The 15,147-nt window shown below is 71.6% G+C and carries 13 protein-coding genes and 2 pseudogenes; 7 read left to right on the top strand and 8 right to left on the bottom strand.

The genetic code is table 11. From position 1 onward, the window contains the following. Positions 1-58 precede the first annotated feature (58 nt). On the top strand, positions 59-1,681 hold the full coding sequence (locus ACIGEZ_RS20210; RefSeq protein WP_399832885.1) for an MFS transporter: 1,623 nt from the start codon (positions 59-61) through the stop codon (positions 1,679-1,681). Here the strand turns inward: ACIGEZ_RS20210 and ACIGEZ_RS20205 are convergent. Genes ACIGEZ_RS20205 through ACIGEZ_RS20190 form a run of 4 tightly spaced genes read right to left on the bottom strand, consistent with a single transcriptional unit; the run spans position 1,668 to position 7,406 of the window. After that, the gene (locus tag ACIGEZ_RS20205) at positions 1,668-2,417 is read right to left on the bottom strand and encodes a thioesterase II family protein (RefSeq protein ID WP_399832883.1); all 750 of its coding nucleotides are present in this window, start codon (positions 2,415-2,417) and stop codon (positions 1,668-1,670) included. The two genes, ACIGEZ_RS20210 and ACIGEZ_RS20205, sit on opposite strands and share 14 nt — an antisense overlap. Next, on the bottom strand, positions 2,414-4,876 hold the full coding sequence (locus tag ACIGEZ_RS20200) for an ATP-binding cassette domain-containing protein (RefSeq protein ID WP_399832881.1): 2,463 nt from the start codon (positions 4,874-4,876) through the stop codon (positions 2,414-2,416). Before ACIGEZ_RS20200 ends, ACIGEZ_RS20205 begins: the two co-directional genes overlap by 4 nt. Further along, positions 4,873-5,838, bottom strand: coding sequence for an ABC transporter permease (locus ACIGEZ_RS20195; RefSeq protein WP_399832879.1), 966 nt, complete (start codon positions 5,836-5,838; stop codon positions 4,873-4,875). The genes ACIGEZ_RS20200 and ACIGEZ_RS20195 overlap by 4 nt, the downstream gene beginning before the upstream one ends. Then, positions 5,835-7,406, bottom strand: a complete 1,572-nt coding sequence (locus ACIGEZ_RS20190) for an ABC transporter substrate-binding protein (RefSeq protein ID WP_399832876.1) — start codon at positions 7,404-7,406, stop codon at positions 5,835-5,837. Before ACIGEZ_RS20190 ends, ACIGEZ_RS20195 begins: the two co-directional genes overlap by 4 nt. A gap of 521 nt (positions 7,407-7,927) precedes the next feature. On the opposite strand from ACIGEZ_RS20190, the gene ACIGEZ_RS20185 reads away from it, so the two are divergent. Then, complete coding sequence (locus ACIGEZ_RS20185; protein ID WP_399832874.1) at positions 7,928-8,395, top strand: Fur family transcriptional regulator; 468 nt, start codon at positions 7,928-7,930, stop codon at positions 8,393-8,395. A gap of 334 nt (positions 8,396-8,729) precedes the next feature. Here the strand turns inward: ACIGEZ_RS20185 and rpsR are convergent, their stop codons facing one another. Genes rpsR through rpmG form a run of 3 tightly spaced genes read right to left on the bottom strand, consistent with a single transcriptional unit; the run spans position 8,730 to position 10,446 of the window. Continuing rightward, entirely contained in the window at positions 8,730-9,995 is a 1,266-nt protein-coding gene (rpsR, locus tag ACIGEZ_RS20180) for a 30S ribosomal protein S18 (protein ID WP_399832872.1), read from the bottom strand. Further along, positions 9,995-10,240 carry a type B 50S ribosomal protein L31 gene (locus ACIGEZ_RS20175; protein WP_030493470.1) on the bottom strand — a complete coding sequence of 82 codons (246 nt, stop codon included), beginning with the start codon at positions 10,238-10,240 and terminating at the stop codon, positions 9,995-9,997. The genes rpsR and ACIGEZ_RS20175 overlap by 1 nt, the downstream gene beginning before the upstream one ends. A gap of 29 nt (positions 10,241-10,269) precedes the next feature. After that, a complete protein-coding gene (gene rpmG, locus ACIGEZ_RS20170; protein ID WP_399832870.1) occupies positions 10,270-10,446 on the bottom strand; it encodes a 50S ribosomal protein L33 in 177 nt (58 codons plus the stop codon). A gap of 67 nt (positions 10,447-10,513) precedes the next feature. Here rpmG and rpmB point away from each other — a divergent pair. The 5 genes and pseudogenes from rpmB to ACIGEZ_RS20145 all read left to right on the top strand — a co-directional run bounded on the left by rpmB (position 10,514) and on the right by ACIGEZ_RS20145 (position 13,925). Beyond that, a pseudogene (rpmB, locus tag ACIGEZ_RS20165) lies at positions 10,514-10,749 on the top strand (50S ribosomal protein L28). Further along, a complete protein-coding gene (gene rpsN, locus ACIGEZ_RS20160; protein WP_399832868.1) occupies positions 10,749-11,054 on the top strand; it encodes a 30S ribosomal protein S14 in 306 nt (101 codons plus the stop codon). Before rpmB ends, rpsN begins: the two are co-directional and overlap by 1 nt. Positions 11,055-11,301: 247 nt before the next feature. Further along, a complete protein-coding gene (locus ACIGEZ_RS20155) occupies positions 11,302-12,528 on the top strand; it encodes a GTP-binding protein (RefSeq protein ID WP_399832866.1) in 1,227 nt (408 codons plus the stop codon). Between the two features lie 59 nt (positions 12,529-12,587). Continuing rightward, positions 12,588-12,758 (top strand): 50S ribosomal protein L32, encoded by a 171-nt coding sequence (rpmF, locus tag ACIGEZ_RS20150; protein ID WP_399830890.1) that lies wholly within the window; start codon positions 12,588-12,590, stop codon positions 12,756-12,758. Between the two features lie 6 nt (positions 12,759-12,764). After that, positions 12,765-13,925 carry a GTP-binding protein gene (locus ACIGEZ_RS20145; RefSeq protein WP_399832864.1) on the top strand — a complete coding sequence of 387 codons (1,161 nt, stop codon included), beginning with the start codon at positions 12,765-12,767 and terminating at the stop codon, positions 13,923-13,925. 276 nt (positions 13,926-14,201) lie between these two features. Here ACIGEZ_RS20145 and ACIGEZ_RS20140 read toward each other — a convergent pair. Next, positions 14,202-14,994, bottom strand: a pseudogene (locus ACIGEZ_RS20140) (ABC transporter substrate-binding protein); the annotation flags it as partial. Positions 14,995-15,147: the final 153 nt, after the last annotated feature.

Here is a 15,147-nt window from a genome sequence, read left to right as displayed (position 1 = left end):
TACAAGAGCTGGACTTCTCGCTAGCGTCAGTTCGCACGGACAACTGGAGAGGAAGGCCATGACTGAAGCCGAAGCCACCCAACAGGGCGGCGACGCATCGGAGTTGAAGATCGGGCACCAGGAGGAGACGCCACCGGACGTCCGCAGCGCTCGGCACTGGACGACCGCCGTGACGGCGCTGGCCGCCGCGCTGATGACGCTCGACATCACCGTCGTCAATGTGGCGATGCCCGAGATCGGCGCCGACCTGGGTGCGTCGCTGGACAGCCTTCAGTGGATCGTCAACGCCTACACCCTGAGCTTCGCGGCATTGCTGCTCACGGCGGGATCCGTGTCGGACCTCATCGGCCGCCGGCGCATCTTCCTCGCCGGCGTCGCGGTCTTCACCCTCGCCTCGGCGGCCTGCGCGCTGGCCCCGAACGCCGGCGTGCTGATCGCGGCCCGGGCCGTTCAGGGCGCGGGTGGGGCAATGGTTCTCGGTACGTCGCTCGCCCTGATATCCGGCGTCTTCGAGGGAGCTCCGACACGGGCGCGTACGACGGCCATCGGCCTGTTCACCGCCGGAGGCGCCGTGTCGGCGGCGCTGGGCCCGCTGGTCGGCGGATCCATCGTGGAGTGGCTGAGCTGGCCCTGGCTCTTCGCCGTCAACGTGCCGCTCGGGCTCCTGATCATCTACGGCACGGCGCGCAAGGTCCCCGAGGACGGCGGCACCGGCGGCTCGCGGCAGATCGACTACGCCGGAGCGATTCTGGCGGTGCTGGCCCTCTTCCTGCTCAACTACGGCCTGCTGGCCGGCTCGGAGGACGGCTGGTCGCAGGCGGACGTACTGGCCTCGCTGATCACGGGAGCGCTGCTGGCCGTGGCGTTCGTCGCCGTGCAGTGGCGGCTCGGCGAGCGCGCGATGCTGGACCTGCGGCTGTTCACGATCCCCACCTTCGCCGGTGCGCTGCTGCTCAGCTTCGCCACCCGGATCTTCAGCTTCGGCATGCTGCCCTTCATCACCCTGTGGCTCGGCGGGATGCTGCGCCTCACCCCGATCGAGATCGGCCTGGTGCTGCTCGCCCAGTCGGTCGCGATCATCATCGGCGCACCGCTGAGCGGGCTGCTGACCAAGGTGGTACCGGTGTCGCGCGTGCTGGGCCTCGGTATGGCGGCGGTCGGGACCGGAGTACTGCTGGCCGTGGGCATCTCGCCGGACGACGACTGGACGGCGCTGCTTCCCATGCTGGTCCTGATCGGGGTCGGCGCCGGTCTGACGCTGCCGCATCTGCTGTCGCTGGCCGTGAACGTGGTCCCGCCCTCGCGCGCCGGCACCGCCTCGGGCGCGGCCAACAGCTTCTTCCCGCTCGGCACCGCCACCGGCGTGGCCGTCTTCGGCGTCGTCCTGACCAGCAAGGTGAACGACGTCATGTCCGCGGGTGCCCTGGGCGAGCACGCCGTTCCCGACTCGGCCGGCGGGCAGCTGCGCCGCCTGGTCACGGCCGGCCAGTTCGACGCGGTCGCCGCGGCCGTGCCCGGGACGGCCCGCGGCCCGGTGCTCTCCCTGGCCCGCAGCGCCTACACCGAGGCCCTCTCCCAGATCTTCCTGATCGCGGGGATCGCAGCCCTGGTGGCGGCCGCGGCGAGCCTGGTACTGGTCCGTGACAAGGACACCTACGAGGCCCCCGTCACGCAGGGATGAGCAGGCGGCGGCGTACGGCATCGACCACCACCCGCGGCCGGTCGGAGAGGTAGAAATGGCCGCCGGGGAAGGTCAGCAGCTGGAAGGGGCCGGTGGTCCACTTCTCCCAGCCCGCTGCCTCCTCGGCGGTCAGCTCGGTGTCCGCCTCGCCGACCAGCGCGGTCATCGGGCACGGCACCGGACCCTGCGGATCCGCCGCGTACGTCTCGATGAGCCGGTAGTCGCCTCGGACCGCGGGCAGTACCAGTCCGCGCACCTCGGCCATCGCGAGCAGCTCGGGGGAGGTCCCGCCGAGCCGTATCAGCTCGGCGGCCAGGGCGTCGTCGTCCAGGAGGTGCACGGTGCCGCCGTGGTGGTGCTGCGGTGCCTCGCGCGCGGAGACGAAAAGGTGCTCCGGCGCCCGGTGGCGTCCTCTCAGCAGCCGCAGGACGAGCTCGTGCGCGACCGTGGCGCCCATACTGTGCCCGAACACCGCCCACGGCCGGTCGAGCAACGGCTCCACGGCCCGGGCGAGCCCCGCCACCAGCTCCGGCAGCTCCTTCGGCAGCGGTTCGTCCATGCGGTCCTCCCGTCCCGGCGGACAGACCAGCACCGGCTCGACCTCCGGTGGCAGCAGGTCCTTCCAGGAGCGGTACAACGCGGTCGACCCGCCGGCGTGCGGCAGGCACAGCAACCGCACCGCCGGGTGTCGCTGCGGACGGGGGCGGCGCAGCCATGCGCTTTCGGGACGGTTCACGGACCCGTCCTTTCGTAGGTCGTCGAACTCGGCAACTGGGTTACGGGACTGAGCAGTTGGACGGTCACAGGGTCCGAGGGCGCGGCGACGACGCGTTCGACGGGCCCCGCCTCGCGGACCGCACCATCGGCCAGGACCGCGAGATCCCCGCCCAGCCGTACGGGCACCGTCATGTCGTGCGTGACGACCACCAGCGCGAGCCCGAGGTCCCGTCGAAGCTCGTCGAGGAGCGCCAGTACCGTGGCCGCCGTGGGTGCGTCCAGCGCACTGGTCACCTCGTCGCACAGCAGCACACGCGGTTCGGCCGCCAAAGCCCTTGCCATTGCGACGCGTTGACGTTGTCCCCCGGAGAGCCGTTCGGGCCGCACGGCGGAGTGGGCCGCGTCCAGGCCGACCCGCTCAAGGAGTCGGTGCACCTCGGCCCGGCGCGCATCTGCGTCGAGTTCCGGCCGGTACAGGTGCAGCGGCCGGGAGAGGATCCGCTCCACGGTGTGTCGCGGGTTGAGGGAGTCGTACGGGTCCTGCGGCACGAGTTGGAGCAGGCGCAGGTCGTCGCGGGTCCGCCCGCGCACGCCGTGCTCCACGCTCCGCCCGCCCAGCCGGAGTTCGCCGGCCCAGTCGGGGTGCAGCCCGGCGAGACAGCGCAGCAGCGTCGTCTTGCCACCGCCCGAGGGGCCCACCACCGACAGGCAGCCGCTTTCGGCGACAGTCAGACTGACACCGCTGAGCACGTTCCTTCGGCCGCGGTCGGCACTCAGGTCGCGTACGGACAGGACGGTCGGGCCCTCCGCTCGACCGCCCACAGGCCGGGGCGCCACGGCAGCACGTGCGGCGACGACCAGGCGCCGGGCCGGTTCACTCGCCGGCCGCGCCAACACCACCTCCACCGGCCCCTGTTCCACCACTCGACCACGGTCCAGGACCACCACGTCGTCGGCCACCGCCGCCACATGCGTCAGGTCGTGGGCGATCAGTACGACGGCCGGTCCGCCCTGCTCGCGGATCCGCCCGAGGTCGGCCAGGAGCCCGGCGGCGGTCACCGGATCGAGGGCACTGGTGGGTTCGTCGAGAACCAGCAGGTCGGGGCTGTGAGCGAGGGCGGCGGCCAGGGCCACGCGTTGCCGCTGCCCGCCGGAGAGCTGGTGCGGGCGGCGGCGCAGGAAGGCGTCGTCGTCCGGGAGCCGGGCGCTGCGCAGAGCCGTCCGCACACGGCCTCGCCGCTCGGCGCGCGGCACGCCGCGGGCCCGCAGGAACTCCCCGATGTGGTCGCCCACCCGCAGGGTCGGCGCCAGCGAGGTGCGCGGGTCCTGGGGGACGTACGCGGCATGCCGGGCACGCAGCTGCCGCAGCTGCCGGGGGCGCAGCCCGAACACCGACGTCCCGGCCAGACGCACCGTGCCGGATGTCGCCGCGAGCCCGGGGCGCAGCTCGCCGAAGGCGGCGAGCGCCAGGGTCGTCTTGCCGGATCCAGAGGGGCCGACCAGGGCGAGGACGCGGCCGCGGGGGACGTCGAGTTCGACGCCCTCGAGGACACGCACCCCGTCGGCCTCGACGGTGAGGTCTCTGATGCGCAGCGCCGTGTCGCCGGCGTCGACGTCCGCGGCCGTACCCGCGACGGAACACGGCCGTTGGACACGAGCCGCCGGAAGCACCGCGTCGACCAGGAGGTTGGCGCTCAGCAGCAGGACCAGGATCCCGGTGGCGGGCACGATCACGGCCAAGGGCTGCAGCGCGAGGCCGTCGCGGTTCTCAAGGATCATCAACCCCCAGTCGGCGGCGGGCGGTTGAGCCCCGTAGCCGAGGAACCCGGCGGTGGCGACCGTGAACGCCGCGCCCACGAACCGCACTCCGGCGTCGGCGGCGAGCACCGGCGCCAGGTTGGGCAGCACCTCGCGGGCGAGGACATGGCCGGTGGCCTCACCGCGCGCGACGGCGGCCTCGACGTAGTCGTGCTGGAGGGCCTGGAGCGTCGCCGCCCGCACCACACGCACGATCTCAGGGAAGAGGACGGCGGAGGTGGCGACGGCCACCCCACCGGTGCCCCGCCCCACGGCCACCACGACCACGCTGAGCAGCAGGAAGGAGGGCAGGCTCAGCAGCACGTCCACCAGGCGCAGCACGCCGGCATCCACGAGCCCGCCCCGCAGCGCCGCGACCATGCCCAGACCGGCTCCCAGGACATACGCGACGGCCAGGGCGCCCACGGCGAGCAGCACCAGCGCGCGCCCGCCCGTCAGGAAGCGGCTGAGCACGTCGGAGCCGAGGTGATCAGTACCCAGGGGCGCATGCCCGCTGCGCGGCGCGTACGGCATGTCCAGGACGGCACCCGGCGTGTGGGGGGCGAGCCAGGGCCCGATGAGCGCCAGCAGCACGACGGTGGCCAGGACCACGCCCGCCGCCACCGCGCCCGCCCGGCGGGAAAACCGGGCTGCCGCCATGCGGCGCACCAGACGAGTCAACTCGGCCTCCTCGTCGCCGGGTTGAGGGCGGAAGCAACAGCGTCCGCCAGCAGGTTCAGAGTCACGGTCACGGCGGCTACGAGCATGCTGACGCCGAGGATGACGGGGGCGTCTCGGGCGGCCGTGGCGTTCACCAGAGCTGCGGCGAGCCCCGGATATCCGAAGAGGGTCTCGGCGACGAGCGTCCCGCCGAGTAGGTACGCCAGATAGCGGGCGAGCACCGGGACAGCCGGGACGACCGCCGCCGGCAGCACCCACCGCAGCACCACCCGGTGTTCGGGCACCCCGCCGAGCCGGGCCGCCCGCACCGCGTCCGAGCCCACCGCCTCCGTCACCCCGGCCCGGATCAGGCGTACGTTCTGGGCCAGGCAGACCGACAGCAGCGTGAGCACGGGCAGCACCAGGATCTGCGGCTGGGACAACGGCCCCTCGCCGGCGGGAGGCAAGGACACTGCGGGCAGCCACCCGGTCCCGACGGCGAAGATCTGGATGAGCACGGTCCCGATGACGAACTCGGGGAGGCTGACCAGCGCCAGCGTGGCCGTGGACACCACCCGGTCCGCGGATCGCCCGGCACGCAGCCCCGCCCACAGCCCCAGCCCCACGGCCGACGGCACCAGCAGGGCCGCCGCCACCGCGCCCAGCACCAGGGAGTTTCCCGCCCGTTCGGCGATCAACCCGGAGACGGTCTCGCCGGTGGTGTACGAGCGGCCGAGGTCACCGTGGAGCGCGCCCCACAGCCAGCTGCCGTAGCGCTCCCAGGCGGGCCGGTCCAGGCCCAGGCTGTGCCGCAGTTCGGCGATCTGCCGCGGACTGGCGCCCTGCCCGGCGAGCCGGGCAGCGGCCGCGTCGCCCGGCGTGAGCAGGGTCGCGCCGAAGACCAGCACGGAGGCCGCGAGCAGGGTGACGGCAGCGATGCCGGCCCGCCGCAGCCACCACGCGCCGCCCGGTGTGCCGGTCACGAGGCGAGGAAGGCGTCACGCAGCGACGGGTAGTCGAAGAAGCCGTACGCCTGCACCCCGCGCACGGCCGTCGCCGCGCCCGCCACCGTGGGGACCCGCACGAACACCGCGTCTCCGCCGTGCTTGTACAGGTACTGCTGAACGTCGTGCACGGCGCCGGTGCGCCTGTCCAGGCCGACTGCGGCGTGCATGGCGTTCATCAGCCCCTTCAGGGTGTCGTCGGACGGGCCGGTGAAGGGGTAGGACGCCTGCGGCCCGTAGTACAGACTCAGGGCGAGCGGCAGCGGAAGCGGGTGGTAGAAGCTGGTCTTCAGCGGCGCGCCCAGCAGGGATTTCATGTCGGTGTAGAAGTCGGCGGCCGGCACCTTGTCCACGGCGACCTCCAGCCCCGCCGCCCGCCCCTGCTCGACGAAGGCGGTGGCGGCTTCCAGGGGCCCGTACTCGTAGTTGCTGGTCCGGATGGACAGCCTCGTGCCCTTGAGACTCCCGGAGGACATCAGCCGCCGCGCGCGGTCGGGGTCGTGCGGGACACGCGGCAAGGAGCTGTCGTACCAAGCCTGATGACGGCCCATCGCGTCGTCGGCGGCCTCCCCCTTGCCCAGGGTGACGGTGCGGACCATGGCCTCGCGGTCGATCGCATACCTGACCGCCTGGACGGCCTCGGCTCGGATGAAGGGGTCCGTGGAGAGGTTCATGGAGAAGGCCAGTTCGCCCCAGAGCTCGCGCGGAGCGGTGGTGATGCGCAGGCGGGAGTTGTTCGCCTCGGCCCGGGTGGTGGGCAGGGACAGGGCGCCCGCGTAGTCGAACTGCCCGGCCTTGAGCCCGTTCAGGCGCGCCTCGGCCTCGGTGACGGACAGCAGCTCGATCTCGTCGAGATACGGTCCGCCGCTCCCCCAGTGGTCCTTGCGGGCCGTGAGCAGACTGCTCTTCCCCCGGGACCATGCCTTGAGCACGAAGGGCCCGGAACCCGGCGCCTTCGCGAAGTCCTTCGTACCGTCCGGGAACACGAACATCGACTGGGCGAGCGCGAGGTCGAAGAAGCCGTCCGCGCCCTTCAGGTGCAGTTCGACCGTGCGCTTGTCGCGGGCCTTGGACGCCTTGGTGTCGAGTCCGGCCAGGAAGGCGCTCTGGGTAGTGGGCTGCGTGGCGAAGGTCCGCAGGGTGAACAGCACGTCGTCGGCGGTGAGGGCCTTGCCGTCGCTGAAGGTGACGCCGTCCCGGACGCGCACCGTCCACACCGTCGCGTCGTCGTTGGGCTCGACGGACTCGGCGACCCGCCACACCGGCTTGCTGTTCTCGATCTCGCCGATCGTGTCCCAGACAATTCGCGCCCGCACGTAGTCGACGGGCGTCGAGGTCGCCTGGAGGACGCTCGCCGATTCCGCACTGGATCCGGTGAAGGCCGCCCGCAGCCTCCCGCCGTGCCGGGGCTTTCCGTCGTCTGCCGCCGGCGTCGCGCCACCGCCGTCACCACCGCAGGCGGTCACCAGACCCCCGGCCGCGACCGCCGCGGCGGAACCGCCGATCCCCCGCAGCACTGTCCTGCGCGCAATGTGCCGTTCCCCCACCGTCGTTCCCTTTCCTCGAACCGGACAGCCAGTGCGTCAAGCCGTCGAGCGCAAGCTAGCAGGAAACGAAAACGGTTTTCAATAAGTAGGACGAGGTCGGCTCCACGCATTTCAGGCCCGCCCAGTCCGCGACGCCAACAGGGCCGCCGACTCCGCCCCGCTCCAGACAGACCTCGATCCAGGCAGCGAGGTACGGGCACCGGTCGGCCGAATGGCCACTGAGGCAGGTCAGCATGCACGCGAGGCAGCCACGGGCTGTTTCGAAGGGTCGAAGCCGCTCTTCACGCTCCGCCAGCCGCTGGCGACGGCCGCCTCGACGACATTGCCGGCGATGTTCGCACCCACCAGCAGCCGTCTCCGACGGTCAACACCTCGCGAATACCCGAGAACGGGGCCGCCTCAGCGGCGAAGACCCGGCCCAGAACTCGGCAACGCATGACCGATCACCTATATGGTGATGGATTTCATTTTCATATACGCTGGGAAGTGCACCAGTCGGCCAGCGCCTGGGGGTGATCTGTGTGAGCGGCCGGACGACCCGGCAGCGAGCAGCGGTCCTGCGAGTCCTGACCGGCTGCCAGGACTTCGTATCGGCCCAGGAGTTGTACGGCCTGCTGACCTCGGACGGGACCCGGATCGGGCTGACGACCGTGTACCGCGCCCTGCGGGAGTTGGAGGCGTCCGGCGGTGTCGACGTCGTACGCGACGAGGCGGGCGAGCGGCTCTACCGTCGGCGGCCCGACAACGGCCACCGCCACTACCTGATCTGCCGCTGCTGCGGCCGCAGCCGGCCGGTCGACTCGGAGGTCGTCGAGCGGTGGGCCGGACGGATCGCCGCCGACGCCGGCTTCGTCGCGGTGGAGCACACCGTCGAACTCACCGGCATCTGCGCCGGCTGCCAACCCGCCCCGGACGAAGGAGAACCGCCGCCATGCCACTGGGAGACCGCCCGGGACGACCTGGGCCGAGCCCGCGCCTGCGCGAGCTGAAGGAGACCGTGCGCACGCTGCTCGGCCTCGACGAGGACACCGCGGTCATGATCCGGGAACTCGCCTGCACCGAGCCGGGCTGCCCGCCGCTGGAGACGGTCGTCGCTCTCCGTACACGCTCGTGGAGGCGACCACGGGTATCGGGGCCGGGGCCGCTCCCACGGGCCCGGCACCCGTGCACAGCAGCGTCAGGGGTGCCGCGAGCAGAAGTAGTCCGCGTACACGGATCGACGCGCCGTGCATGCGCCCTCCCTGAGGAAGGGAAGTGAAATGACGATCACGTTGATTGCCCCCCGGGGCGAGCGGTCCTTCCACCGGACCTCTCGTGCGCCGCTCAGCGGCTGGCGTAGGGCAGGAGGGCCATCTCGCGGGCGTTCTTGATGGCGGTGGCGAGCGCCCGCTGCTGCTGGGCGGTCACGCGGGTGACGCGTCGGCTGCGGATCTTGCCGCGGTCGGAGATGAACTTCCGTAGCAGGTCGGCGTCCTTGTGCTTCCAGGCCTCACCCCCCGACGCGTACTCGGCGTCCGTCAGGAGGCAGGAGTCGAGGAGCCGCTCCAGTCCGTCCCGGTCGAGGCCGGGCGAGGTGAAGACGACGTGCTGGCAGCAGTCGCCGTGGTCGGGGTGCCAGTCGAGCGCGGCGGCGGCCCGGCGTATGGGCGGCACCATCTCCCAGGCCGCGTCCGGCAGCGACGCCAGCCAGGGGCCCGCGTTCTCCACGCAGAGCGCTCCGCCGGCCGCGTCCCAGGCGAGCAGGGTGTCGGGCCGGTCGGCGAGCCAGAACCGGCCACGACTGCGGGCGGCGGCACAGCACAGGTCCTCAAGTGCCTGACAGAGGCGTTCGGGATGGAACGGGCGCTGGCGGCGCCAGACGAAGGTGGCGACTCCGGCCTCGTCCGCCTCCTGGGGCAGCAGCGCGCAGGCGGGATGCTGAGCCGCCGCGGCGGCCTCGACGTCGAAGCCGGCGAGGGCTGCCTCGGTGAGCTCGCCGGAGCCGGCCGGGACGCGCCACGCGGTGGGATGCAGCTGCGCGAGGAGCGCGCGGTCCTCCTCGTCGGCCTCGTCGTTGTCGACGACGGCGAGGACGGGCGCGTACTCCGGCTGTCGGGCCCAGCTGTCCCCGACGGTCCGCTGGTCGGTGGCGGCCGCCGCGAGTCCGGCTGCCGCGAGGACGTCGCCGTTGGCGAGGTAGGGCAGGACGAGCGCGGGGTCCACGGCGGTGATCACGTTCGTCAGGGCCAGGCGGTCGTGGCTGCGTGCGGCGATCACCTCCGCCATGGCCTTCGGCTCGACCGAGTCCCACAGTTCGACCACGGCGAGACGGGTCAGGCCGCTGTCAGCCAGTCGCTCGAGTTCGGGGACGAGGCCCTCGCGCAGGGCACAGCAGGCGCAGTCGTTGACCAGGGGCGTCTCAGCTCGGGAGAGGGTGCTGTCGGCGTCGCGGATCAGCCGCAGGACGCTGCCGTCGGGTGCCCCCGCCAGGTCGTGGTGCAGGGCCACGCTGCTGGGGACGGCCTTCAGGAGGCGGTCGACGACCTCGGTCCGGGCGTCGGCGTGCAGGCCGGCGACGATGACGACGGGCAGCCCGGGAACGTCGCCCATCAGCGGGCTCCGTAGCGGCGCTGGAACTTCTCGACACGGCCGGCCGTGTCGAGCACGCGCGCCGTGCCGGTGTAGAAGGGGTGGCTCGCGGAGGAGATCTCCACGTCGACGACCGGGTAGGTGTTGCCGTCCTCCCACTCGATGGTCTTGTCGCTGGTCATCGTGGAACGGGTGAGGAAAGCGGTGCCGGAGGCGGAGTCGCGGAAGACGACGGGCTCGTACGCGGGGTGAATTCCGGGCTTCATGGCAGGGCCTCTCAACGGTGCGGGCGGGGTTACTGCGGGGTCCAGCGCTCTTCGCGGAAGTCGACGCGGCGGCTGACGACGGGGTCGTACGTGCGGAGCACCATCCGGTCCGGGTCATTGCGCCGGTTCTTGCGGGTGACGTAGGTGAACCCGGTGCCCGCCGTCGAACGGAGCTTGATGACCGGCCGAATCTCGTGGCGTGCCACGAGGCTAGTATATGACAATGATTTCCATTACAAACATGCCTTCTCGGCGAGAAAGGCGGCTGCAACCGTGTCGGCCCACTGCCAACTGACCGGCGCCAAGCCCGGCTTCGGCAACAGCGTCTCCCACTCGCACCGGCGCACCTCGCGCCGCTTCGACCCGAACTCCAGCACAAGCGGTACTGGCTGCCCAGCGAGGGACGACACGTGCGCCTCACCCTCAGCGCCAGGGCGATCAGGACCGTGGACACCATCGGCATCGAGGCCGCCGTGGCCCGGATCCGCGCAGGGGGAGGGAAGGTCTGATGGCGAAGAAGAGCAAGATCGCGCAGAACGAGAAGCGCAAGGAGGTCGTCGAGCGGTACGCCGCCCGGCGAGCCGAGCTCAAGGCGATCATCCGCCGCCCGTCCTCCACCGCGTACCAACGCGAGGCCGCCCAGACGGAGCTGCGCCGACAGCCACGCAACGCCAGCACCACCCGCGTGCGCAACCGCGACAGCGTGGACGGGCGCCCCCGGGGCTATCTGCGCAAGTTCGGACTCTCCCGGGTGCGGACGCGGCAGCAGGCCCACGCCGGATTCCTTCCGGGCGTGACCAAGTCGTCCTGGTAGGCCCGGCTTCACAGCACATCCGCCCCGGCCGGGCGGCGCACCCGAGCACACCAACCGCTCCGCCCCATTGAAAATGGATGCCATGAGCATTTAGGGTCGGGTCCCGTCCGTGTGCGGCACTTCGCGGGCCCGCGAGGGGGACCGAAAGGGCCGCACACGGACGCCCGGGAGCCGAGGCACCCGCTCGGGGCGCTCCCGCCAGGCTCCGCCCCGCCACTCGGCCTTCCTTTCGCGAGACACCTTCGACATGACACCTGACCCGAAGCGACGTGCGCCGACCGGCGAGACACCTCCGAAGGGCTTGCTGAGCGTCCTCGTCGGCAACACCCCCGAAGTACGCGGCGAGTTCGCCGGACAAGTCTCCCGTCGACATCCGGAGGCGGTCACCCTCTCCGTATCCATCCAGGCCGGCACGACCGACCCGTACCCGGTGGTCCAGCGCCTGACGGCCGGCGGATCCTCCTCCGTCGACGAGGCGGCGCAGGTCTCCTCGGGGGCGACGGGTGATCCGGCGGTGATCCTGCGGCAGGACCTGATCGCACTGCGGCGGGCCAGGAGGGACGTACACGTCCTGCTCACCCTGCCGCGCGAGGTCGACCTCGCGCCTTTCCTTCTGCGCTTGTGGCGCAGCAGGATCGGGGCCGACAGCCTGGACGACCACTACGACTGCGGTCCCGTACTCGCCACCGTCGACTCCGCCACCCTCCTGAGGGACGTCACGGACGTACGCCGGTCTGCCCGGCTGTGGGCGGACGGCGGCTGGAGCGAGCCGCTCACCGCTGCCGAGGCGGCGGTCCGGCAGATCGAGGCCGCCGACACCCTCCTCATGGCCACCCCGGGCGACTCCCCCACCCCAGAGGGCGCGGTCGCCCTCGTACGACACCTCAACAGCCGCGCTCATGTGATGCCCCTGCGGCACCCACCCACGAGCGGCGCGGCACTGACGGGAAGGCGGTCACCCGCGCGGGCACGCGAGGCATGGGCGGCGTCACTGGAGGCAGTCACCCTGCTCCCCGCACCCCCGGACACACCCCCCGCCGTGTCCAGCCTCGTCTGGCGCGCCCGCCGACCGCTGCACCCTGGCCGGCTCGCCGATGCCCTCGGAGAGGTCATGCTCGGCGTACTGCGGAGCCGGGGCCACCTCTGGTTCGCCAACAGGCCGGACGCCGTCATCCACTGGCGGTCGGCCGGCCCCCACCTCGATGTCCGCGAGGCCGACCGATGGCTGGAGGAGTCTGACACCCACGCCTGGGAAGCCGCCTCCGCGCAGCGCCGCACGCTCGCCTCCTGGCTCTGGGACGACTACTACGGCGAGCGGCGCTGCGAGATCGGATTCACCGGACCCGGCCTCGACGCCGAACGCATCATGGGCGCGCTGGACGGGGCGCTGATCACGGATGCCGAGCTGTCGCTGGGGCCGGCGGTCTGGAGCGGTTGGCCCGACCCTCTCTTCGGCGCCACGGCGCCAGATTGATAATGGTATCCATTTCCATATAGCCTCTTCGTGTCAGATCCGGACCGAGGAGTCTCACGATGGCCGTCCCCAAGCGCAAGATGTCCCGCAGCAACACCCGCCACCGCCGCGCCCAGTGGAAGGCGACCACGCCCCAGCTGGTTCCGGTCACCGTCGACGGCTCCGTCCACCAGGTCCCGCAGCGCCTGGTGAAGGCGTACGAGCGCGGTCTCGTCCGCCCGGAGGGCTGAGCGCTCATGACCTCCACCGACCGGCTGCCCGTGACCGTGCTCTCGGGGTTCCTCGGCGCCGGGAAGACCACTCTGCTCAACCACGTGCTCGGCAACCGCGAAGGGCTGCGGGTCGCGGTCATCGTCAACGACATGAGCGAGGTCAACATCGATGCCGCGCTGGTCCGCGGCGGCGAGGCGGCCCTGTCCCGTACCGAGGAGCGGCTGGTCGAGATGACCAACGGGTGCATCTGCTGCACCCTGCGCGACGACCTGCTGGAGGAGGTCGACCGGCTCGCCCGCGAAGGCCGCTTCGACTACCTGCTCATCGAGTCCAGCGGCATCTCCGAGCCCATGCCGGTCGCCGCCACCTTCTCCTTCCCCCGCGACGACGGCGCCACCCTCGGCGACCTGGCCCGCCTCGACACCATGGTGACCGTCGTCGACGCCGCGAACTTCCTGACGGAACTCGCCTGCGGGGACGAACTCGTGGCGCGCGGCCTCGACCAGTACGAGGACGACGAGCGGACCGTCAGCGATCTCCTCATGGACCAGGTCGAGTTCGCGGACGTCATCGTCCTCAACAAGCTCGACCTGGTCGGGCCGGAGGAGGCGCGCCGGCTCCGCGCCGCGCTCTCGCGGCTCAACCCGGAGGCGCGGATCGTCCCCGGCGTGCGCGGACAGGTGCCCCTGGAACACGTCCTGGGTACCGGCCTGTTCGACGTGGAGAAGGCGCAGCAGGCCCCGGGCTGGGTGAAGGAACTCAACGGCGACCACGTACCGGAGACCGAGGAGTACGGGATCTCCTCGCTCGTGTTCCGCTCCGACCTGCCCTTCCACCCCGGGCGGCTGTGGACCTTCGTCACCAAGGGCCTCGACAGCGGGACGTTCGGGCGGGTTCTGCGGTCGAAGGGGTTCTTCTGGCTCGCCAGCCGGCCCCGGGTGACCGGCCTGTGGTCCCAGGCCGGTGCCGTCGCGCGCTTCGAACCGTCCGGCGCCCGCGGCCGGGACACCACGCAGGGCCAGGAGCTGGTCTTCATCGGCACCGGTCTGCGCGCCGACGCCCTGCACGCGGCCCTGGACGCCTGCCTGCTGGCGCCGGGCGAGGCCGTTCCCGCCGACGACGACTTCCCCGCCTGGGAGACGTACGGGATCGAGGACGCCTGCGAACACGAGCAGGCGGCCTGAACCCCAGCCCCGCACACTCCGGGCCGGACGGTGGTCGCAGCCACGGCACCGTCCGGCCCGGCTTCCTTTTCGGCAGGCCCTTCGGAGGAAGCTGGGCGACTCCCCTGACTCTTCAAGGGCCAGGACGGAGGCGAGAGCCGAGAGGGAACCCGCCGAGCCAGTAGGCACTCCTGGGTCAGCATCCCCGCTTCGGCTACATCCCCTCCAAGAGCCTCCGCTTGATCCTCAGAGGCGGCCAATCGCACCGGGCGAACGAATGGCCCGACACCCCCGGACGGACACTCTCTCGAAAGCGTTGGTGCCGCCGGCCTTGGCGAGGATGTCGTTGTAGATGCCCTTGGCGGCGACGGCGCTGAACTCGTTGGCGCCCATGGACATGTTCGAGGAGAGGACCATGACCTCGGGCTTCGGCTTGCCCTCGACCTTGGCGGAGATCTCCGCGATCCGCTTCCGGGAGTCCCGCGACGATCTCCTCGGCCTTGTCGACGACACCGAACACCTTGCCCATGTCGCGCAGCAGGGTGTAGCTGTCCTGGAGGGTCATGCGGGAGGGGTCTTCGTCGCAGCCCTGGGGCGAGATGTAGCTGCGGGCGTCCACCTGGCCCAACTGGTCGCGGGTGGCGAAGCCGTTCTTGGCGTTGAAGCCGTACGAAGTGTTGGAGAGCACCAGGTCGGGCCGCTGTCCCAGCATGGCCTCACGGGAGATGTCGAAGGCGTCGTTCGGTTTGATGCCGCCGTTGGGCAGGCCCGTGATGGCCCCGGCGCGGCCGGGTACCTCGGACCTGCCGTAGCTCTGCTGGTTGACGACGATCCGGTCCTGCACGCCGAGGGCGAGCAGGGTCGACACCTCCGCGACCGAGGCGCCGTTCATGACGACGACCCGCTCGGGCACCTTGGTGAAGGTCTGCTTCGTGCCGCAGTTCTCCAGCGTCACCGGGTAACCCGAGGCGGAGGCCGGTCCCGACGCCGTCGCCTTGGCATCCTTCTTCGCCGGCGGACCCGCGCAGGCCGCGGTGGTCAGACCGACGGTCGCGACCAGAGCGATCGCGGCGAGCCCGTAGGAGGGCATGGATGCTCCTTGGTGACGGGCCGGCCTGCGCCGGTGGCTCACAGCAGGGGTCGAACGAAAGGCGGTTGTCGTTCCTGTGACCCGCCCCACGCCCGTGTGGGACAGGGCGCGCCTCCCCCGGCGGCTCTGGGAGCACCCTCCGAATCCCAAGAA

It is taken from the genome of Streptomyces sp. NPDC085481 (assembly GCF_044541845.1).
Classification (GTDB): domain Bacteria; phylum Actinomycetota; class Actinomycetes; order Streptomycetales; family Streptomycetaceae; genus Streptomyces.
Note: the sequence above shows the minus strand (reverse complement) of the source record. Positions and strands in the feature narration are given on the sequence as shown.

Coding starts and splice junctions, on each gene's coding strand:
- ACIGEZ_RS20145 (WP_399832864.1), top strand. CDS start 12,765: ATGACCTCCACCGACCGGCTGCCCGTGACCGTGCTCTCGGGGTTCCTC.
- rpsN (WP_399832868.1), top strand. CDS start 10,749: ATGGCGAAGAAGAGCAAGATCGCGCAGAACGAGAAGCGCAAGGAGGTC.
- ACIGEZ_RS20175 (WP_030493470.1), bottom strand. CDS start 10,240: ATGAAGCCCGGAATTCACCCCGCGTACGAGCCCGTCGTCTTCCGCGAC.
- rpmF (WP_399830890.1), top strand. CDS start 12,588: ATGGCCGTCCCCAAGCGCAAGATGTCCCGCAGCAACACCCGCCACCGC.
- ACIGEZ_RS20155 (WP_399832866.1), top strand. CDS start 11,302: ATGACACCTGACCCGAAGCGACGTGCGCCGACCGGCGAGACACCTCCG.
- rpsR (WP_399832872.1), bottom strand. CDS start 9,995: ATGGGCGACGTTCCCGGGCTGCCCGTCGTCATCGTCGCCGGCCTGCAC.
- ACIGEZ_RS20210 (WP_399832885.1), top strand. CDS start 59: ATGACTGAAGCCGAAGCCACCCAACAGGGCGGCGACGCATCGGAGTTG.